15 protein-coding genes are annotated in these 19,079 nt (G+C 71.5%); 3 read left to right on the forward strand and 12 right to left on the reverse strand.

The window, feature by feature from the left end:
• Positions 1-166 precede the first annotated feature (166 nt).
• From ABS772_RS22645 to bioB, 7 genes are all read right to left on the reverse strand, one after another.
• Positions 167-1,405 (reverse strand): cytochrome P450, encoded by a 1,239-nt coding sequence (locus tag ABS772_RS22645; RefSeq protein WP_350396958.1) that lies wholly within the window; start codon positions 1,403-1,405, stop codon positions 167-169.
• A 4-nt stretch (positions 1,406-1,409) separates the two neighbouring features.
• The gene (locus ABS772_RS22650) at positions 1,410-2,672 is read right to left on the reverse strand and encodes an NAD(P)/FAD-dependent oxidoreductase (protein WP_350396959.1); all 1,263 of its coding nucleotides are present in this window, start codon (positions 2,670-2,672) and stop codon (positions 1,410-1,412) included.
• Positions 2,669-2,884 carry a ferredoxin gene (locus ABS772_RS22655; protein WP_350396960.1) on the reverse strand — a complete coding sequence of 72 codons (216 nt, stop codon included), beginning with the start codon at positions 2,882-2,884 and terminating at the stop codon, positions 2,669-2,671. The genes ABS772_RS22650 and ABS772_RS22655 overlap by 4 nt, the downstream gene beginning before the upstream one ends.
• Before the next feature lie 176 nt (positions 2,885-3,060).
• Positions 3,061-4,146 carry an acyltransferase family protein gene (locus ABS772_RS22660; protein WP_350396961.1) on the reverse strand — a complete coding sequence of 362 codons (1,086 nt, stop codon included), beginning with the start codon at positions 4,144-4,146 and terminating at the stop codon, positions 3,061-3,063.
• A complete protein-coding gene (locus tag ABS772_RS22665; RefSeq protein WP_350396962.1) occupies positions 4,143-5,027 on the reverse strand; it encodes a glycosyltransferase family 2 protein in 885 nt (294 codons plus the stop codon). Before ABS772_RS22665 ends, ABS772_RS22660 begins: the two co-directional genes overlap by 4 nt.
• 162 nt (positions 5,028-5,189) lie before the next feature.
• Positions 5,190-7,004 carry an aspartate--tRNA ligase gene (gene aspS, locus ABS772_RS22670; protein WP_350396963.1) on the reverse strand — a complete coding sequence of 605 codons (1,815 nt, stop codon included), beginning with the start codon at positions 7,002-7,004 and terminating at the stop codon, positions 5,190-5,192.
• Between the two features lie 82 nt (positions 7,005-7,086).
• On the reverse strand, positions 7,087-8,124 hold the full coding sequence (bioB, locus tag ABS772_RS22675) for a biotin synthase BioB (RefSeq protein ID WP_350396964.1): 1,038 nt from the start codon (positions 8,122-8,124) through the stop codon (positions 7,087-7,089).
• Positions 8,125-8,381: 257 nt separating this feature from the next.
• Here bioB and ABS772_RS22680 point away from each other — a divergent pair, with 257 nt between their 5' ends.
• A complete protein-coding gene (locus tag ABS772_RS22680; RefSeq protein WP_350396965.1) occupies positions 8,382-8,729 on the forward strand; it encodes a hypothetical protein in 348 nt (115 codons plus the stop codon).
• A gap of 22 nt (positions 8,730-8,751) precedes the next feature.
• On the opposite strand, the gene ABS772_RS22685 is transcribed toward ABS772_RS22680, so the two are convergent.
• From ABS772_RS22685 to ABS772_RS22695, 3 genes are read right to left on the reverse strand one after another with little or no spacing between them, the layout of a single operon-like run.
• The gene (locus ABS772_RS22685; protein WP_350396967.1) at positions 8,752-9,999 is read right to left on the reverse strand and encodes a tetratricopeptide repeat protein; all 1,248 of its coding nucleotides are present in this window, start codon (positions 9,997-9,999) and stop codon (positions 8,752-8,754) included.
• A 10-nt stretch (positions 10,000-10,009) separates the two neighbouring features.
• Positions 10,010-10,780: an alpha/beta hydrolase gene (locus tag ABS772_RS22690; protein ID WP_350396968.1), complete on the reverse strand. Its 771-nt coding sequence runs from the start codon at positions 10,778-10,780 to the stop codon at positions 10,010-10,012.
• Positions 10,781-10,799: 19 nt separating this feature from the next.
• The gene (locus ABS772_RS22695) at positions 10,800-11,684 is read right to left on the reverse strand and encodes a fumarylacetoacetate hydrolase family protein (protein ID WP_238257018.1); all 885 of its coding nucleotides are present in this window, start codon (positions 11,682-11,684) and stop codon (positions 10,800-10,802) included.
• A gap of 252 nt (positions 11,685-11,936) precedes the next feature.
• On the opposite strand from ABS772_RS22695, the gene ABS772_RS22700 reads away from it, so the two are divergent.
• Positions 11,937-13,262, forward strand: coding sequence for an OmpP1/FadL family transporter (locus ABS772_RS22700; RefSeq protein WP_238257017.1), 1,326 nt, complete (start codon positions 11,937-11,939; stop codon positions 13,260-13,262).
• A gap of 8 nt (positions 13,263-13,270) precedes the next feature.
• On the opposite strand, the gene ABS772_RS22705 is transcribed toward ABS772_RS22700, so the two are convergent.
• Positions 13,271-14,170 (reverse strand): prephenate dehydrogenase/arogenate dehydrogenase family protein, encoded by a 900-nt coding sequence (locus tag ABS772_RS22705; RefSeq protein ID WP_350396970.1) that lies wholly within the window; start codon positions 14,168-14,170, stop codon positions 13,271-13,273.
• A gap of 437 nt (positions 14,171-14,607) precedes the next feature.
• Here ABS772_RS22705 and ABS772_RS22710 point away from each other — a divergent pair, with 437 nt between their 5' ends.
• A complete protein-coding gene (locus ABS772_RS22710) occupies positions 14,608-17,088 on the forward strand; it encodes an EAL domain-containing protein (RefSeq protein ID WP_350396971.1) in 2,481 nt (826 codons plus the stop codon).
• Positions 17,089-17,164: 76 nt separating this feature from the next.
• On the opposite strand, the gene ABS772_RS22715 is transcribed toward ABS772_RS22710, so the two are convergent.
• Positions 17,165-18,808 carry a B12-binding domain-containing radical SAM protein gene (locus tag ABS772_RS22715; RefSeq protein ID WP_238257014.1) on the reverse strand — a complete coding sequence of 548 codons (1,644 nt, stop codon included), beginning with the start codon at positions 18,806-18,808 and terminating at the stop codon, positions 17,165-17,167.
• Positions 18,809-19,079 lie beyond the last annotated feature (271 nt).

Consider the following 19,079-nt stretch of genomic DNA (forward strand, 5'->3'; position numbering starts at 1 on the left):
CGTCGGGGCATGAAGCGAGGCGGCAGCCGAGGGTGAGGGGGCTTGGCCGGAGGAGCCTCCTCTGGATGCGCCCCCTCACCCTCGCCCTGCGGGCTCACCGCGCCGACGACAAGATCGTCGCGGTCCTCTCCCCGCAAGCGGGGAGAGGGGGCATGCCGGTGAACGTCTACGTCTCCGCCACGCCCTCCAGCGCCAGCCGCAGGTGCCGCGGGCCCCGCAGCGAGGCGCCGGGACGGTAGGGGGGCGGATCCTCGACCAGGGACGCGCCCTTGAGCCGCCGCATCAGGCTGACCAGAGCCACCTCCGCCTCGATCCGCGCCAGCGGCGCGCCGACGCAGTAGTGCAGACCGCCGCCGAAGCCGAGATGGCGGTTGTCGGTCCGGTCGGGATCGAAGCGATCGGTGTCGGGGAAGCGCGCCGGGTCGCGGTTGGCTGCCGCCAGCAGAAAGATCACCGGCGCGTCCTTGGGGATGGTGATCCCGCCGACCGTGATGTCGGCGAGCGCCAGCCGGGTGCGGTACTGGACCGGCGGCTCGTAGCGCAGCAATTCCTCGATCAGCCGCGGCGCGATCCCCGGCTCGGCGCGCAGGCGCTCCCCGTGCTCGGGGAAGCGCAGCAGCGTCAGCATGCCGTTGGTGATCAGGTTCACCGTGGTCTCGTGGCCTGCCACCAGCAGCAGCACGGCGGTGGCGATCAGGTCGAAATCGTTCATCCCGTCCTTGTCGTTCGCGAGGTCGGACAGGATGTCTTCCTGTGGGTCCTTGCGCTTCTCCTTGATCAGGCACTGGAGGTAGTCGGCGATCTCGGTGAAGCAGACCTCGTTCTTGGCCCTCGTCTCCTCGTCGTCGCGCTGGTTGGGCTCCAGCGCGGTCGCGAGCTGCGTCGCCCAGCCGTGGAACCGCGCCTCGTCCTCGGGGGGCACGCCGAGCAGCTCGCAGATCACGGTGACGGGGAGCGGGTAGGAGAAGTCGTCGACGAGGTCGATGCAGGATTTGCCCCGCATCTTGCCGATCAGGTCGTCGGTGATCTTTTGGGTCTTCGCGCGCATGCCGCGCACCCGCTCCGGCGTGAAGCAGCGCATCACCTGACCCCGCAGGCGGTCGTGGTCGGGCGGATCGCGGAAGATGAAGGGGCGGTGGCGCTTGCGGATCTCGGCCCGCACCGGCCGCACCAGCAGGTCGGTGACCGGATTGCCGGTCCAGCGGAATTTCTGCGGGTCGGGCAGGTCGTCCGAGCTGATCCGCGGGTCGGAGATCAGCCGCGCCAGCTCGGCATGGGTGCTGACGACGTAGGTGCCGTCCTCCTGCCGCGCGACGGGCACCCTCCGCATCTCCGCGTAGAGCGGGTAGGGGTTCGCCCGGTTGGCGGGATCGAGGATCTGTTCGAACAGCGTGCTTCCGCTCACGGGGTCATGGCTCCTGCAGACGGAGGCGGGGCTGGTCGAGGGCGTCCGCGATCGGCGGGAACGGCGCGCGCTCCCGGATCGCCGCCTTGTAGGCGGGCAGCCAGCGGGCGCTGTCGATCGCGGCCGCCGCGACGGTGCGGCCGTCGCGTCCGTAGACGGCCACGAGGCGGCGCTCGTCGAGCGCGCCGTGCACCACCGCGAAGGCGTCGGCACCCTCGGCCAGGCCGACGAGCTTGATCGTCAGGCCGAATTGCTGCGACCAGAAATCGGGCAGGTGGTCGTGGCGGCGCATGGCCGAGGCGTCGCCCGCCAGCATGTTGGCGGCCGCGGTCTCGGCTTGCGCCCGGGCGTTGCCCCAGTGCTCGACCGCCACCAGCGCGTCGTCGTCGTGCGGGTTCGGCCAGCGGGCGACGTCGCCGGCGGCGAACACGCCCTCGGCGACGCGGCCGTCGGCGCGCAGGGCCCGGCAGAAGGCGTCGCAGCGCAGGCCGTCGGCGTCGGCCTCCAGTCCGGCGCCGTCGAGCCACTCGACGTTGCGGAGCGTCCCGATGGCCGCGACGAGGCACGCGGTCTCGATCCGCTCGCCGTCCTTCAGGACGATGGCCGCGAGACGCCCGCCCTCCGCCTCCATCCGCTCGATCTCGGATTCGAGGCGCAGGTCGACGCCGCGCTCGCGGGCGACCTCGCCGATCAGGCCGCCGAGGCGGGGACCCAGCGCCGCGGCGAGCGGCACCGCGTCGCGCACCAGCAGGGTGACGGGAATGTCGAGATCGCGGCAGGTCGAGGCGACCTCGAAGCCGATGAAGCCGCCGCCGACGAGGACGACGCGCCGCGGCCTGGCGCGCAGGCAGGCCCCGAGCCGCTCGGCGTCGTCCCGCCCGCGCAGGGTGAAAACGCCGGCGAGCCCGGCCTCCTCCGGCTTGGGCCAGGGCCGCGCCCGCGTGCCCGTGGCGATCAGCAGGCGATCGTAGGGAAGGCGGTCGCCGTCGCCGAGTTCGACCACGCGCTCCCCCAGGTCGAGCCGGGTCGCCTTCTGGCCGAGGCGGAAGTCGGCGCGCAGGTCGGGCGGGCAGGGCAGGGTGGTGTCGGCGGAATAGAGGCCGCGCAGGACCTGCTTGGAGAGCGGCGGCCGATCGTAGGGGAGGTGGGGCTCGTCGCCGACCAGGGTGAGGGAGCCGGAAAATCCCCGCTCGCGCAAGCTCTGCGCAGCGGTGAGCCCCGCCAGCGAGGCGCCGACGACGACGATGCGCTCGGGGGAGCGCGTCACGCCGCCTCTCCGGCGGTGGTGTCGTCGGAGGTGGCGGTGATCGCCCGGACCGGGCAGGCGTGGACGGCCCGCTCGATCTCGGCCCGCGCGCCCTCGTCGGGGGAGGGGTCGTAGACCAGCGCCTCGCGCCCGTGCAGGGCGAAGTGGCCCGGCGCGGCGTAGAGGCACTGCGCGTAGGCCTGGCAGCGGTTGAGATCCACGACGACCTTCATGAGGAGGCTTCCGCTCCGCCTGTAGCGATGGGGTTCCGCGGCCGGAGGGCGGCCGGCGCGGGGAGGGCGCTCACCGCGGCGCCCCTGCGTCCCCCATCCCGACGGCCGCACCCCGGTCCGCGGAGCGGGAAACGCTCCAGGCCGCGAGAGGGATCAATCCTGCGTCAAGACGGCCGTCAGGGGGCGGCGGGCTCGATGGTGCCGAGCGTCCGCCGGCCGAGTGCCCGCGCCTTCAGGCGCAGGGCCGGCTTCTCGATCGCGTACCACGAGAGCGCTGCGACGAGCAGGGCGAGAAGAAGCGCGGGGGGCAGCAGCGCGCCGGCCGAGGCCGTGGGGAGCAGCGCGTGCAGGCTCTGCTGGATCGGCCAGCCGTAGAGATAGACCCCGTAGGAGAGGTCGGCGGGCGGATCGAGGGCCGGGCGGGCGAGCGCGGGCAGGAAGGCGAGCCAGATCGCCGCGTAGCTCTCGGACAGGAACAGCAGCGTCCGGGCAGGGGCGTGGCCTTGCAGCAGGAGCGCGGCGGCGAGCCCGAGCAGCGGCCACGCGCTGAGACGCACGCGGTCCCGCCACAGGTAGAGGCAGGCGCCGAAGGCGAAGATCAGCGGGAGCCGCAGGGCGGTCTCGGTTCCCTTCGACATCTCCGGCCGGACGGCCTCCAGCGTCGCCAGGGCCAGCGCCAGGGCGGCGGTGAGCGCCGGCACGGCCCAGCGCCGCCGCAGCAGTCCGCACAGCCCGACGACGAGGACGCCGACATAGCAGATCGTCTCGTATTTCAGGGTCCAGACCGTGCCGAGGGGGCTGCGCAGCGGGTTGGCCTCGAACAGGCCGGGCAGGCTGGCGTTGCTCTTGAAGGACAGGAGCGTGCCGCGCACGAAGCGCCACAGCTCCGGCGCGGCGAGGTACTCGGCGAGCGGCAGCCGGGTGAGGGCGGCGCCGAGCAGCAGCGAGACCGCCAGGGTCGCGGCCACCAATCCCGGCAGGATGCGTAAGGAGCGGGCGATGGCGTAGTCGCGCCAGCCGCGCCGGTCGTAGCTCATGGTGACGAGGAAGCCGGAGACGGCGAAGAAGCCGTTCACCGCGTGCTCGCCGAGCGAGAAGCCGGTGGACCGCGCCAGCGGCTCGTCGGACCCCTGGCCGGAGACGACGCTGAAGGCGTGCGAGACCACCACCATCAGGGCGAGCGCCAGCCGTAACGCGGAGAAGCCGTTATGCGGGCGCGCCAGCGCCTGCCCGACGGTCGGGCCGGAGAACGGGCCGCTCACGGCGCCAGCCCCTCGCGGGCCAGCGCGCTCCGGCCGCGCAGGGCGGCGAGCGCCCCGGCCGCCGAGCCGCCGTAGCGCTCGAGCCCCGCGCGCCGGAAGGCGAGGGCGGCGAGCGCCGCCTTCGGCGCGTTGGTGGCGAGCATGCCGGGGCTCGGATCGGGCAGGCCGTATTTTTTCGCGACGTAGGCGCGCGACCACGCCTGGTGCCAGCGGGTGCGGAACACCCGGCCCGGCGCCGGGGCCGAGGAGCGGCCGCGCCCGTGCAGCGCCACCGCGCCGTGGACGTGGACGAGCGCGCGCCCTGCATCGGCCACCCGGCGGCAGAGGTCGTCGTCCTCGTAGAACAGGAAGATCTTCTCGTCGAAACCGCCGAGTTCGAGGAAGAAGCCGCGCGCGATCATCAGGCAGGCGCCGGAGAGGAACGGGGCGCAGGCATCGCCCTCGGGCAGGGCGCGCACGCCCTTCGGGTTGGTGAGGTAGGGCGCGAGCAGCGAGCGCGGCTGGTAGAAGAAGCGCCCGTCCGGCTCGTGGATGCGCGGGGCGAGGAGCCCGGCATCGGGCCATTCCGCGGCGGCCGCGAGCAGGGCGGCGGCGGCGCCCGGCTGCAGCACGAGATCGGGGTTGAGGATGAGGACGTGCCCTGCCCCCTCCGCGGCGCGCACGCCGATATTGTTGGCCCGGCCGTAGCCCTCGTTGCGGGGGTTGGCGATCACCCGCGCGCCGTGGGCCCGCGCCACGGCGACCGAGCCGTCGCGGCTGGCGTTGTCGACGACGATGGCCGGGATTTTTTCGCGCGCGAGCGCCGCGAGGCAGGCGGGCAGGGCGTCGGCGCTGTCGTGGCTGACGACGATGGCGGTCAGCGGCATGGGGTTTGGCGACATCGGGTCCCGCGCGGCTTCCCTCCCCCCTCTGCGGGGGAGGGTGGCCCCTGCGTCAGCAGGGGTCGGGAGAGGGGAGCGCCGTTTCCGGAAGGTGCGGAGCCGGCCCCTCTCCCGCCCGCTGAAGCGGGCACCCTCCCCCGCAGAGGGGGGAGGGTTCAGGAACTAGCCCTTCTTCTCGGGCAGGTTGAGGCGGATGTGCAGCTCGCGCAGCTGCTTCGGCGTCGCCTCGGCAGGGGCGCCCATCATCAGGTCCTCGGCGCGCTGGTTCATCGGGAACAGCACGACCTCGCGGATGTTCGGCTCCTCGCACAGCAGCATGACGATGCGGTCCACGCCCGGCGCGATGCCGCCGTGCGGCGGGGCGCCGAGGCGGAGCGCATTCAGCATGCCGCCGAACTTCTCCTCCAGCACGTCCCGGCCGTAGCCGGCGATACTGAACGCCTTCTCCATCACGTCGGGGCGGTGGTTCCGGATCGCGCCCGAGGACAGCTCGATACCGTTGCAGACGATGTCGTACTGGAACGCCTTGATCCCGAGGATTTTTTCCGCATCGGCCTCGCCCAGGGCGAGGAACGCGTCGCGGTCGAAATTCGGCATCGAGAACGGGTTGTGGGAGAAGTCGATCCGCTTCTCCTCCTCGTTCCACTCGTACATCGGGAAATCGACGACCCAGCAGAAGGCGAACTGGTCGGTGTCGGAGAGCTTCAGCTCGTCGCCGATGCGGATGCGCGCCTTGCCCGCGAGCGCGGCGGCCTTCGCCTCGGCGCCGGCGGCGAAGAACACCGCGTCACCCGCTTTGGCGCCGGCCTTCCGCGCGATCCGCGCCTGGATCTCGGCCGGGATGAACTTGGCGATCGGCCCCTTGCCGGTGAGCGCCCCGCCCTCTTCCTCGAACACGATGTAGCCTAAGCCCGGCGCGCCTTCCGAGCGCGCCCAGTCGTTCAGCTTGTCGAAGAACGAGCGCGGCTGGCCCGCCGCCCCGGTGGCGGGGATGGCGCGGACCACGCCGCCCGACTTGATCACGCCCTTGAACGCCTTGAACTCCACCGCGTCGTCGGCGAATTCGTCCGTCACGTCGGCGATGATCAGCGGGTTGCGCAAGTCCGGCTTGTCGACGCCGTATTTCAGCATCGCGTCGGCGTAGGTGATGCGCGGGAATTCCTTCGTGACGCGCTTGCCGCCGGCGAATTCCTCGAACACGCCGCGCAGCACGGGTTCCACCGCCTGGAACACGTCCTCCTGGGTGACGAAGCTCATCTCGATGTCAAGCTGGTAGAACTCGCCCGGGGAGCGATCCGCCCGGGCGTCCTCATCGCGAAAACAGGGGGCGATCTGGAAGTAGCGGTCGAAGCCCGCGATCATCGTGAGCTGCTTGAACTGCTGCGGCGCCTGCGGCAGCGCGTAGAACTTTCCAGGGTGGACCCGCGACGGCACCAGGTAGTCGCGGGCGCCCTCCGGCGACGAGGCGGTCAGGATCGGCGTCTGGAACTCGAAAAAACCGCCCTCGCGCATGCGGCGGCGGAGCGAGTCGACGATCGCGCCGCGCTTCATGATGTTGGCGTGCAGCTTCTCCCGGCGGAGATCCAGGAAGCGGTACTTGAGCCGGGTCTCCTCCGGGTATTCCTGGTCGCCGAAGACGGGGAGCGGCAGTTCGCCCGCGGGGCCGAGCACTTCGAGGTCGTCGATATAGACCTCGACCGAGCCCGTCGGCAGCTCCGCGTTCTCGGTGCCACTGGGCCGCGTGCGCACCCGGCCGTCGATGCGGATCACCCACTCGGAGCGGGCGGTCTCGGCGGCCTTGAACGCCTTGGAGTCGGAATCGACCACGCACTGCGTCAGGCCGTAATGGTCGCGCAGGTCGATGAAGAGCACGCCGCCATGGTCGCGGATGCGGTGGCACCAGCCGGACAGGCGGACGCTCTGCCCGACGTCGGACGGGCGGAGCGCCCCGCAGGTATGGGTACGGTAACGGTGCATGGCGGGCTCTTGAAAAGGAGCCGGCACCATTCACGGGAGGCAGGTGAAGTCAAGGTAAAGCGGCCATGCGGGGCCGCTCCGCCTACTCCGCGGCGGCGAGCGTCACCTCGGGCACCGGCACGCCGATGTCGCGCAGCAGCTCCGCGTCGGCGTCGGCCTCGTTGTTGGCGGTGGTGAGCAGGCGCTCGCCGTAGAAGATCGAGTTGGCACCGGCGAGGAAACAGAGAATCTGCGCCTCGCGGGTCAGGCTCTTGCGGCCGGCGCTGAGGCGCACGCGGGCCTTGGGCATGACGATGCGGGCGGTGGCGCACATCCGCACGAGGTCGAGCGGATCGATCGGCGGGCGGTCCTCCAGCGGCGTGCCCTCGACGGCCACCAGCGCGTTGATCGGCACGCTCTCCGGGTGCGGCGCGTGGTTGGCGAGCACGAGCAGCATCTCGGCCCGGTCGCGCACCCGCTCGCCCATCCCGACGATGCCGCCGCAGCAGACGCCGATCCCGGCCTCGCGGACATGCTCCAGGGTCTGGAGCCGGTCGTCGTAGGTGCGGGTCGAGATGATGTCGCCGTAGAATTCGGGACCGGTGTCGAGGTTGTGGTTGTAGGAGGTCAGCCCGGCCTCCGCGAGGCGCTGCGCCTGGCTCCGGGTCAGCATGCCGAGCGTGACGCAGGCCTCCATGCCCAGCCCCCGCACGCCGCGCACCATCTCCAGCACCGCGTCGAAGTCCGGCCCGTCCTTGGGCTTGCGCCACGCCGCGCCCATGCAGAAGCGATGCGCGCCGTTGGCCTTGGCGGCGGCGGCCTCCTTCAGCACGGCCTCGACCGGCATCAGCCGCTCGCGGGGGAGGTTCGCGCCCTTGTGGTGGGCCGATTGCGGGCAGTAGGCGCAATCCTCGGGGCAGCCGCCGGTCTTGATCGACAGGAGCGCCGCGCGCTGGATGTCGGCGGGGTCGTTGTGCGCCCGGTGCACGACGCCGGCCCGGTGGACGAGATCGAGCAGCGGCATGTCGTGGATCGCCTGGATCTCGGCCAGGGTCCAATCGTGCCGGATGTCTTGCCGGATGTCTTGCCGGATCGCGGCCGGGGCGGCGGAAGAGGTGAGGGAGACCACGGTGTCGCTCATGCGCTTCTTTGAGGGCGAAGGCGCGGGAAAAATCAAGCCTTGCCTTGGGGGAGCCGTTCGGTGGCCTCGGACGCGCGTCCGGGCGGCGGCTTCGCACGGAGAGGCACCGCCGAACGCCGCGTCGGTCGGACAAAACCTCTCGCCGGATTGGAGCTTGGCCGCCGTTGCAGCCAAGGGGCGTGTGGTCTAATTGATACAACCCGTTCGAAGGGCTTGCGATGCGCCTGTCTGTCAGTCCGGTCCTCTCGGCGGCCCTCGTGGCGCTTCTTTCCTTCCCGGCCGCGGCGCAGCAGCTTTGCGAGCGCGAGATCCTGCCCTTCGCCGAGATGGTGGCCGCCATCAAGTCCGATCCGGGGACGGAGGTCACGCGCGAAACCGCGTCGGTCACGGAGATTCAGGACCCGAAGCGGCTGATAATCTGGACGCTCGTCAAGCCCAGCGGCGGTCAGCCGGCGGCCTATATCTGCCGACGCGTGGTGCAGGAGGGGGGCCAGGTGAAGATCCACCTGTCGGCCGAGTGTGTCGGACAGACCCTGAACTGCGACGGTGTGATCGGCCGCATCCTGTCGGACCAGAACCGCGCGACGGCGCCCCTACGCCGGTGACGGGCTCGCTCCGTCAACGGTGTCAGAACGGGATGCCGGCCCGCCGCATCCCCTCGACGAACCGGTCCTTGCCGGGCGAGGGCCGGTAGAGGCGCATGGCGCGACTGACCCGGTAGCTCGGTTCGAGTTCCAGGAAGCGCAAGGCGGCGGCCTCGGCCTCCGCCTGGCGGCCGAGGAGGGCGAGGCTCGCGGCGCGGACGCGGTGGGTGCTGGTCCAGGTCGGATCCTCCGCCATGGAGCGGTCGAGCCAGACCAGGGCCTCCTCGTGCGCGCCGGCCATGCACAGGGCGAGCCCGAGGCCGGACTCGAAGCGGAAGGTCGTGGGGTCGAGCGGGCTCTGGCGCTTGGCCGCCCGGAAATGGTCCGCCGCCGGCTCCGCCTCGCCGACATAGCAGCGCACCCAGCCGCTGCGCTCGTAGGCGGCGGCGCTGTTGGGGTTGAGGGCAAGCGAGCGGTCGAGCAGGGCGAGCGCCGTGTCGTAGTCCTGGGCCAGGAAGGCGAGGGTGTGCCCGGCCATCATCAGCACCGCCGGATCGCCGTCGTCCCGCTCCAGGGCGAGGCGGGCGAGCCGGGCGCCCTCGGCGCAGTCGGCGGCGGCATCCGCGCTCCAGCCCTGCACCACGAGGTTGGTGTAGCACTGCGCGAGCAGCGCGCAGGGCAGGGGATGCTCCGGCACGAGGCGGCGCACGGCCTCGATCGAGGCGATGCGCAGGCGCACGCTCTCGGCGCTCGGCATGGCGTGGTTCGAGTAGGCAGACAGGAACGGCGCGTAGACGCCGGCATCGAGCGGCGGCCCCGTCCGCTCCGGCACGGCGTCGCGGGCGAGGCCGGGGGCCATCGCCGCCACCGCGCCGGCGACGATCCGGCTCCGCAGGGCGTGGACCGCGCCCTCGTCCTCGTCGAGATCCTGGCTCCAGACCGGCCGCTCGGCCGCCGTCCGGTGCAGCCTCGCCTCGACCCGCAGGCGCGAGCCCGCCCGCGACAGCGTCCCCGTGAGGATGTGCGCGACACCGAGCCGCCCGGCCGCCTCGTCCGGCGGCACGGCGCGGCCCTTGAAGGTGAAGGCGGAGTTGCGGGCGCTCACGAACAGGCCGGGCGTGCAGGCGAGGGCGTCGGTGACGTGCTCCGACAGGCCGTCGGCCAGCGCCTGCGTGTCGAAGTCGCCCTCCGGATCCGCGAAGGGCAGCACGGCGACCGAGGGCCGGTCCGGCAGCGGCAGGGAGCGTGTGGCCGAGGGGAGCGCCGAGGGGGTCGCCGAGGGGATCACCATGGGTGGGAGGCTAGATCACGCCCCGTGCGCGCAGGAGGCGCTCAAAGCCGGCCAGGTCCTCGAGGAAGCCGAAATGGCCGCCGGGCAGGGCGGCGACGTCGAGGCCCGTCAGGTCGCCGCCGTGGCGGGTGTAGAGCTCGCGCGAGAACGCGTCGGCCTCGCCGAAGACGAGGGTGAGGCGGTCCGCGTGGGCCGCCACGATCCCGCGCTGGTCGTAGTCGCCGAGGCTGGCCGAGACGCCGTGATAGACCGGCGGGGCCAGGGCGAGGTCGAGATCCGGCAGGTCGGTCTCGCGGCCGCAATAGGCGGGCAGCAGGATCGCCATGACGGAGCGGCCGGCCTCCGCGTCGGTCCGCGCCATCAGCGGCGCGGCCCGGCCCATCGCCTCGGGCGAGAGCCGGCCGAACAGCGCGGCCACGCCCGCGTCGAGCCCGGCGCGGGTCGGCGGGGCCGGGTGGAGCAGCACGGCGCGGGCGATCGTCTCCGGCGGCAGGCGATCGAGCAGGGCCAGCGCGAGCCACGCCCCCCAGGAATGCGCGACGAGGCTCACCGCGCCCTCCCCCGCGCGCCCGGCGACGAAGGCGGCGGCCGCCGCGCACACGCCGTGCGCCGTCGCGGGCTCGGACGAGGGTTCGGCGCCGCAGCCGGGCTGCTCGAAGAAGGCCCAGTCGCGCGCGAACCCTGCGCGCCGCAGCGGGTCGGCGGCGTAGGCGACAGGCAGGCCGGGACCGCCGCCGAGGAAGACGACGGGGGACGGCCGGTCGGGCGGAGCGGTGCGCATCGTCGGGGCGAATTGTCCGTCAGTTCGTCGGTTCGCCCGCGGCGACCTTCGCGGTCCAGTCGTCGAAGGCCACGACCCGCTGGCGCTGCTCGCCGAGGCCGTCGATGCGCAGCACCATCTCGTCGTCGCTCCGGAGGAAGCGCGGCGGCTTCATGCCGAGGCCGACGCCGGGCGGGGTGCCGGTGGTGATGACGTCGCCGGGCTCCAGCATCATGAAGTGCGAGACGTAGGCCACGAGCTGGGCCACGTCGAAGATCATCGTCGCGGTCGAGCCCGTCTGCATCCGCTTCCCGTTGAGGTCGAGGCTCATCGAGAGGTTCTTCAGGTCCGGGATCTCGTCGAGGGTGACGAGCCAGGGGCCGAGCGGGCCGAAGGTCGGGCAGCCCTTGCCCTTGGTCCAGGTGCCGCCGCGCTCCATCTGGAATTCCCGCTCGGACAGGTCGTTGCAGATGCACACCCCCGCCACGTAGCGCAGGGCCTCGTTGGCGTGGACGTAGGAGGCGCGGGCGCCGATCACCACCGCGAGTTCCACCTCCCAGTCGGTCTTGGCCGAGGCTTTCGGCAGGATCACCGTGTCGTTGGGGCCGACGATGCAGGAGGGCGCCTTGTTGAAGATGATCGGCTCGGCCGGGATCGCGGCGCCGGTCTCGGCGGCGTGGTCGGCGAAGTTCAGGCCGATCGCCACGAAGTTGCGGGTGCCCCCGACGCAGGGGCCGAGGCGGGTGCCGGGCGGCAGTAGCGGCAGGCTCTCGGGATCGATCCGCGCGAGCCGATCGAGCGATTCCCGCGAGAGGCCCGGTCCGGCGATGTCGCGCAGGGTTCCCGACAGGTCGCGCAGGCCCCCCCGCGCGTCCACGAGGCCCGGCTTCTCGTCACCGCTCGCTCCGTGCCGGATCAACTTCATCGTCCGCGTCTCCGTCCTGCCCGGGGCTCGCCCAGAGGCGCGAGACCATGGCCGCGACCGGTCCAGGGTGCAAGCCGCGCCTCGGGGGCCCCGCCGTTCATACGGGCGCGGGGGCACCCCGGTTCCGTGACATAAATTCCTCAATTGATATATAATTCTATTTTCGGTTTCCCGCCTCTGGACCGGATGCGCGCGATCCTCTTCCATCGCGATGGGACTTGGGTCTGCAAAAAGACGCTTCGGAGTAAAACAATGACTGGGGGGACGATCCGCGCGCTCGGGCTCGCGGGAGCCGTCGCGGCCGCTTCGGTGGCGGGCGCGACGGGGGCGCAGGCCGGTGCCTTCGGCCTGCGCGAGCAGAGTGCGCAGGGGTTGGGCGTGGCCTTCGCGGGCGCGGCCTCGGGCGGGGCGGGCGTCTCGTCGATCTTCTGGAACCCGGCGACCGTGACGATGCGGCCGGGCTTCGCCAGCGAGCAGAGCCTCAGCTTCATCAATCTCTCGGGTGAGATCACGCCGAGGGTGGGCACCGCGCCGGGCCTGCTGCCGTTCGGCGATTCCGGCGAGGTCGGCCAGGGCGCCGTGGTGCCCTCGGGAGCGACCTCCTACCAGCTCACCGACCGGATCTGGATCGGCATCCAGACCGGCGCGCCCTACGGGCTCGTCACCAAGCCGCGCCAGGATTGGGCGGGCTCGGTCTATGCCCGTTCCTCGCGGATCTTCTCGCTGGCCTTCAACCCGGTGATCGGCTTCAAGGTCAACGACTGGCTCTCCGTCGCCGCCGGCCCGAGCGTCGAGTATTTCCGCCTGACCCTGCGCCAGGCGGTGCCGGTGCCCGGCGTGTTCCCGGGCCAGTACCCGTCCGGTTTCCTCAAGGGCGAGTCCTGGGGCGTGGGCTTCACCGCCGGCGTCCTGGTCACGCCGGCCGCCGGCACGACGATCGGCGTCGGCTACCGCTCCTCGGTCCACCACGACATCGAGGGCTCGATCGGCTTCCCCGACCCGCGGCAGGCCATCGCCCTGGGGCAGGTGCGGGCCAACCTCAACACGCCCGAGAAGGTCAGCGTCGGCCTGACCCAGGCGATCAACCCGGTCACCCGGATCAATCTCGGCTTCGAGTGGGACAACTGGTCGAGGCTCGGCGACGTCGGCATCGTCTCGAAGGCGCTCGGCGTGACGGTGAATCACCTGCCGCTCAACTTCAAGGACTCGTTCTTCTACTCGATCGGTGCCGAGTACGACTGGTCGCCGAACCTGACCCTGCGGGCCGGCTTCGGCTACGACAACGTGCCGATCGACGTCTCGAACCGCTCGGCGCGCCTGCCCGACAGCAACCGCTACGTCGTCTCGATCGGCGGCAGCTATCGCTGGAGCGAGAAGGTGCTGCTGACGGCCAGCTACGCCCACGCCTTCTTCGATCGCGGCCTCCTCCTGGCGGGGCCCGGCCGCGACTACAACATCGGCAACATCCCGCTCGCGGCCTCGACCGACGTCAGCGCCGACGTCGTCTCGGTCGGGTTCCGCTACCAGTGGGACGCTCCCGCCGCCGTCGTCCCGGCCCCGCTGGTGCGCAAGTACTGATCACTTGATCACCGCGGCCCGCCCCGCGCCCGGCCTGAAACGGTCCGGTGCGGGGCGGGAAGCCGCGTCGACGAGGCGAGGCGGTCCGGCTCGGCGCGAACCGCCTCCGCGGAAAGCTCGGCGTCGAGCTGCCCCGCGAGGGCGAAGAAGCGCCGCCGCACTCCCGCCGCGTGCGGGTTCGCCCGCTCGATGGCGTGGAACACGTCCGGCGCGTCGTGCCGCACCATGCCGACCGCCTGCATCAGCAGGTCGAAGCTGCGCGTCGTCATCCGCGTCGGCAACGGCTCCATCGCCACGAGAACCTTGGCGATGAGATGGGTCAGCCCCTGGACCGAGGCCATGGCCCGGTCATGCGCCTCCGGCGTCGTCAGGATCACGTCGAGGCCGAGCCCGCGCCGCAGGAAGGCGGCCGCCCGCAGGGCCTGCCGGCCGCGGATCGGGCAGACGGCGATCTTCAGCCCCCGGATGTCCTCGCCGGCGCCATCTCCCGCGCCATCTTTGGCACTCTGCGGCCCGAACAGCGGATGGGTCGCGAGGATCGCGACGTCGGCCGGCAATCCCGCGCGCAGGATCGCGGCGGGTCCCATCTTCACCGAGCCGACATCGACCACGAGCGTGCCCGGCCGCAGATGCGGGGCGAGGGCGCCGACCGCCTCGGCGAGGCGCGCCACGGGCGTGGCGAGGATCACCACGGGGCAGGCCGCCACGCTTCGGAGACCGCCCCCGATGGCGTCCGGCCCCGCATGCGCCGCGAGCTGCGCCGCGAGGCTGTCGGCCGGCAGGTACGGATCGTGGACCGTCAGGGCGGCGTGCGGCGCGAGATGGCGGGCGATCAGGCGGCCGAAGGCGCCGAAGCCGACAAGACCGACCGACGGGCGAGGAGGGGAGAGCGGGGGCAGGGCAGACACGGTGTGACCTCGGGATGGGGCGAGGCCGGCGGTCCGTTGCGGGATATGGTGAGATCCTCGAGCCGCCGACGACGCAGCGGCTGAAGACATGACGAGTCCGAGGCCGCTTAGGGGAGCGGCGCGCGATACGACCCGGAGAGGAGGATGCCCGTCATGATGGGGCGCCTCTAGACGGGGAGGGCCGCACGGTCAAGCTCCGGCCGGCGGAGATCGGCCGAAGTCTTCGGGAGACGTCGCGCAATCGATCATCGGGGCGCCGCCGTAACGCAGAAATTGTGTTCGGAAATACATAAGATCGGAATGATTTCTAAACATAACCTACGTTTATTTATGAAATCTTCGATCACGCAAATGCGATCACCAAGAAGAATTTCAGCAACGGCACTTTAAGAGAGAAAGCCTAATCCGGCCTTGGGTTGTCGGGCTCTCCATCCACCATGCTCAAAATCGTCGCCTGCGTCGCGCAACAGCACGATCTCGGCCTTGTCGCCATCTCGGCGGGCATCTGCCTGCTCGGCTGCTTCTCGACGGTGACATTGATGGCCGAGGCCGCGCAGGCCGAGCGCCGGGCCCTCTCCCCCTGGCTGGCCGCGGCGGCGGCGGTGTTCGGCTGCAGCGTCTGGTCGCTCCACTTCGTCGCGATGCTCGCCTTCCTGCCCGGCGGGCAGGCGGCCTACGACCTCCAGCCCACCGCGGCCTCGATCGCGATCGCGGTGGCCGGAGCCCTGGCCGCCCTCCTGATCTGGTCCCGCGCCCGCCACTTCCCGCTCGGGGTGGTTGCGGCCGGCCTGGCCCTGGCGGCGGCGATCGCGGGGATGCACTACGCGGGCGTGAGCGCCATGGCGGCGAGCAACCTGCTCATGTTCGAGGGCGCCTACGTCTACGGCTCGCTCGGCCTCTGCGCGATCCTGGCGGTGACCGCCCTCGCCCGGGCCGGCGACCTCACCGGCCTCGGCCGCCGGATCGAGGTCACGCTCTGGCTGGTGCTGGCGATCTGCGGCCTGCACTTCACCGGCATGACGGCGCTCACCGTCGCACCCGCCGCCCCGCGGGAGGATGGCGGTGCCGTCCTCGGCTCGATGCAGCTCGGCCTCGCGGTGGGGCTCGTGAGCCTCGTCGTCCTCGCCGCCGGTCTCGCCGCGCTGCTGATGCAGCGGCATCTCATGCGCCGCCGCATGGACGAGCTGAGCCGCATGCGCCTGCTCGGCAACCTCGCCCACGAGGTGCTGTTCATCCACCGCGGCGGGCGGGTGGTCGAGATCAACCAGGCGGGCCTGCGCCTGTTCGAGGCCACGACGCAGGAGATCGTCGGCCGGCCGGTGCTGGACCTGTTCGCCGAGGCCCACGCCCCGGCCGTGATGCGGCTCAGCCGCTGCCGCCCGGAGGATCTGCGCCCGGAAGAATTGGAGATCCGCACGGCGAGCGGCACCCTCGTGCCGGTGGAACTCTCCTGCCGTCCCATCGAGTATCTCGGCCGGCCCGCCACGGCGGTGGCCCTGCGCGACCTCAGCCAGCGCCGCCGCGACGAGGCGCGCATCCGCCACCTCGCCCTGCACGACGCCCTGACCGACCTGCCCAACCGCACCCTGCTGGAGGAGCGCCTGGGGCTCGCCCTGGAGACGGCGGCCGAGAACGGGTCGAGCGTGGCGCTGGTCTATCTCGACCTCGACCGCTTCAAGCCCGTCAACGATTTCCACGGCCACGCCGCGGGCGATGCCCTGCTCGTGCAGGCGGCCAAGCGCATGCTGGCGGAGCTGCGCCCGACTGACACGCTCGCCCGGATCGGCGGCGACGAGTTCGTGGTCGTCCTGGCCCATACCCGCACGCTGGCGCAGGTCGCCGAGACCGCGGAGCGGCTGGTCGCGGCGCTCGGCCGCCCGTTTCAGATCGAGGGTCGGATCGAGGGCCGGACCAAGGGCCAGAGCGCCGGATTGCGCATCGAGATCGGCGCCTCGGCGGGCATCGCCGTCTATCCGAGCGACGGCAGCACCGCCGACAGCCTGAAGCGCGCCGCCGACACCGCCCTCTACCGGGTCAAGGACGAGGGGCGCGGCACGGTGCGCTTCTTCGAGGCGGCGATGGACGAGCAGCTCCAGGCGCGCCGCCGGATCGAGCACGAGCTGAGCGGTGCGATCCCCCGCGGCGAGCTGCAGCTCTACTATCAGCCGATCGTCAACGGCCGCACCGGCGAGATCGAGACCTTCGAGGCGCTGATCCGCTGGCATCATCCGGAGCGCGGCTGCGTGCCCCCGGCCGAGTTCATCCCCCTCGCCGAGCAGACCGACCAGATCGGGCGGATCGGCGCCTGGGTGCTCGACACCGCCTGCGCCACCGCCGCCGCCTGGCCGCAGCCCTGGCGGGTCTCGGTCAACGTCTCGCCGAAGCAGTTCCGCCAGCCGGGCTTCGCCGCCGGGGTGGCGGCGGTGCTCGGCCGCCACGGGCTCCCGCCGGGGCGGCTGGTCCTGGAGATCACCGAGGGCGTCTTCATCCAGGACGCGGCGATGGCGGTGGAGGTGCTCACGGCGCTGCGCACCCTCGGCGTGCGCCTCGCGCTCGACGATTTCGGAACCGGCTACTCGTCCCTGAGCTACCTGCAGCGGTTCAAGTTCGACAAGATCAAGGTCGATCAGTCCTTCGTGCGCCGGCTCGGACAGAACGCGGACTCGCTGACGATCGTGCGCGCGATCACCCATCTCGGGCACAATCTCGGCCTTCAGGTCACGGTCGAGGGGGTGGAGACGCAGGAGCAGCTCGCCGTGCTGCGCGAGCTCGGCTGCGACCAGATGCAGGGCTACCTGTTCGCCCGGCCGACGCCGGTCATGGGGGCGATGATGACCCCCATCTCGGGCTCCCCGGATCTGGAACTGGCGCGCCTGCGCTCCCTGTTCGCCGAGCCGCCGGCCAGGGCCTGCGCCTGAGGCAGGGCTTTCGCCCGCGAGGGGACGGGCGGCCGTCCGCCGGTCCGGCCCCCGTCATCGCCGGAACCCGGCCGGGTCAGGCCGCCTCGCGCTCCGGTGCGAGGCGGCGGCGGGCGTTCTCCCACCAGCTGCGCTGGCGCTGCGCCTCGGCCTCCGCGGCCTTGGCGGCGTAGAACGAGGCGTTGTGCTCGCCCCGCAGCGCCTCGCGGGTGAAGCGGATCAGGTGGTGGGCGACGAAGCCCATGTTGAACACCGCCTCGATCTGCCCGCGCTTCAGGGCGTGGGCCGCCGCCCGCCAGAACGGCCGGCGATAGTCGGAGAAGAGGCCCACCCGGGTGATGATGTTGAAGCCGAGGATCAGGCCGCGGCGCAGGTTGGTGAAGGTGAGCTTGCCCGCGGTCGGGGTGACGATGCGGTTGCCGTAGGTCACGTCGCACTGGTGCTTGAAGCGCTCGAACAGGTGTTCGGGGGAATAGGCGTGACTGATCGCCCGGCGCCAGGAACTCACCACCGTGTCGTGCGGGCGCTTGAACAGCACGTTCGATTCGAGCGCCGCGTCGTGGACGAGCCGGCCCTCCCGCTCCAGCCGGTCCCAGAGCGGGGTTTTTGGGAGTGCCTGGAGCAGGTTGATGGTGAGTACGGGGATGGCCGACCGGTCGATGAAGTCGATCAGGTTCTGCTCCGATTTGTCGGTGTCGGAATCGAGGCCGAGGATGATGCCCGAGGTCACCTCGAGACCGTAGGAATTGAGCGTCTCGATCGCCTCGTACATCGGCACGGCGGCGTTGTGGGTCTTGTCGATGCCCTTCAGCGCCTCGGCCTCCGGCGTCTCGATGCCGACGAACACCGTCATGAAGTTGGCCTGCCGCATCAGCTCCAGGATCTCGGGCTGCTTGGCCATGTTCAGCGTCGCCTCGCAGGCGAACTGGAGCGGGTAATTGTTCTTCTTCTGCCATTCCACGAGGTGGGGCAGCATCTCCCGCGTGGCCTTGCGGTTGCCGATGAAGTTGTCGTCGACGAAGTAGACCACCGCCGGGTGGCCCGGCTGGCTGACGATGGCGTCGAGCTCGGCGCACATCTGCTCCGGGCTCTTCAGCCGCGGCTGGCGCCCGTAGAGCTGCGGGATGTCGCAGAACTCGCAGCGATAGGGGCAGCCGGAGGAGAATTGCAGCGAGCCGATCAGGTAGCGCTTGAGCGGCACCGCCTCGTAGGCCGGGGCCGGGAAGTCGCCGAGCGCCAGCCGGTCCTTGGTGTCGAGCACGAGCTGGGCCGCCGGCCGCGCGAGGTCGCGGTCCAGGATCTCGATGAGGCGATCGGTGGCGTCGCCGATCTCGCCGACATGGAGGTAGTCGAAATCCGGGTATTTCTCCGGCGCGCCCGAGACCGAGGGGCCGCCGAGCACCGCGACCTTGCCGGCTTCGTGTGCCCGCCGGCGGATATCGTGGATCTGCCCCTCCTGGATGTGCATGCCTGAGACGAACACCGCGTCGGCCCAGGCGAAGTCCCGAGGCGAGGCCGGCCGGATGTTCTCATCGATGAACCGGCATTCCCAGGACTCGGGCATGTAGGCCGCGATCACCAGGAGCCCCTGGGGCGGCATGAACGCCTTCACCCCGCCCATCAGCGGATAGGCGTGGGAGAACGTGCCGAAGGACGGCGTGTAGGCGGGGAAGACGCACAGGATGCGCCGGCGGGACGAGACGGGGAGGGGGCATCGCATGGCCGCCAATCTAGCACAGCGTCGCGCTTTGGCGCCCCCCTCACCCCTCTCTTTGACGTGACATCGTGCATCCGCAGCATACCGGCCCGCCGGAGCGGTGAGGGCGGACCGGTCGGGCGTGACGATCGGGCCGGGACGGCCTCGCGGACCCATCGATGCGCCACCGCCGGGCGGCGATGGCGGTATGCGGCAGACGCATGGGATGCCGCGTCAGACGCCGCATGGGACCACGCATGGTCGGGCGGTCCCGGCGGGCGCGTCACGAGGGCGT

The sequence above is a fragment of the Methylorubrum podarium genome, from assembly GCF_040270385.1.
Classification (GTDB): Bacteria; Pseudomonadota; Alphaproteobacteria; order Rhizobiales; family Beijerinckiaceae; genus Methylobacterium; species Methylobacterium podarium.

Coding starts and splice junctions, on each gene's coding strand:
- ABS772_RS22665 (WP_350396962.1), bottom strand. CDS start 5,027: ATGTCGCCAAACCCCATGCCGCTGACCGCCATCGTCGTCAGCCACGAC.
- bioB (WP_350396964.1), bottom strand. CDS start 8,124: ATGAGCGACACCGTGGTCTCCCTCACCTCTTCCGCCGCCCCGGCCGCG.
- ABS772_RS22685 (WP_350396967.1), bottom strand. CDS start 9,999: ATGGTGATCCCCTCGGCGACCCCCTCGGCGCTCCCCTCGGCCACACGC.
- ABS772_RS22715 (WP_238257014.1), bottom strand. CDS start 18,808: ATGCGATGCCCCCTCCCCGTCTCGTCCCGCCGGCGCATCCTGTGCGTC.
- ABS772_RS22655 (WP_350396960.1), bottom strand. CDS start 2,884: ATGAAGGTCGTCGTGGATCTCAACCGCTGCCAGGCCTACGCGCAGTGC.
- aspS (WP_350396963.1), bottom strand. CDS start 7,004: ATGCACCGTTACCGTACCCATACCTGCGGGGCGCTCCGCCCGTCCGAC.
- ABS772_RS22710 (WP_350396971.1), top strand. CDS start 14,608: ATGCTCAAAATCGTCGCCTGCGTCGCGCAACAGCACGATCTCGGCCTT.
- ABS772_RS22700 (WP_238257017.1), top strand. CDS start 11,937: ATGACTGGGGGGACGATCCGCGCGCTCGGGCTCGCGGGAGCCGTCGCG.
- ABS772_RS22695 (WP_238257018.1), bottom strand. CDS start 11,684: ATGAAGTTGATCCGGCACGGAGCGAGCGGTGACGAGAAGCCGGGCCTC.
- ABS772_RS22690 (WP_350396968.1), bottom strand. CDS start 10,780: ATGCGCACCGCTCCGCCCGACCGGCCGTCCCCCGTCGTCTTCCTCGGC.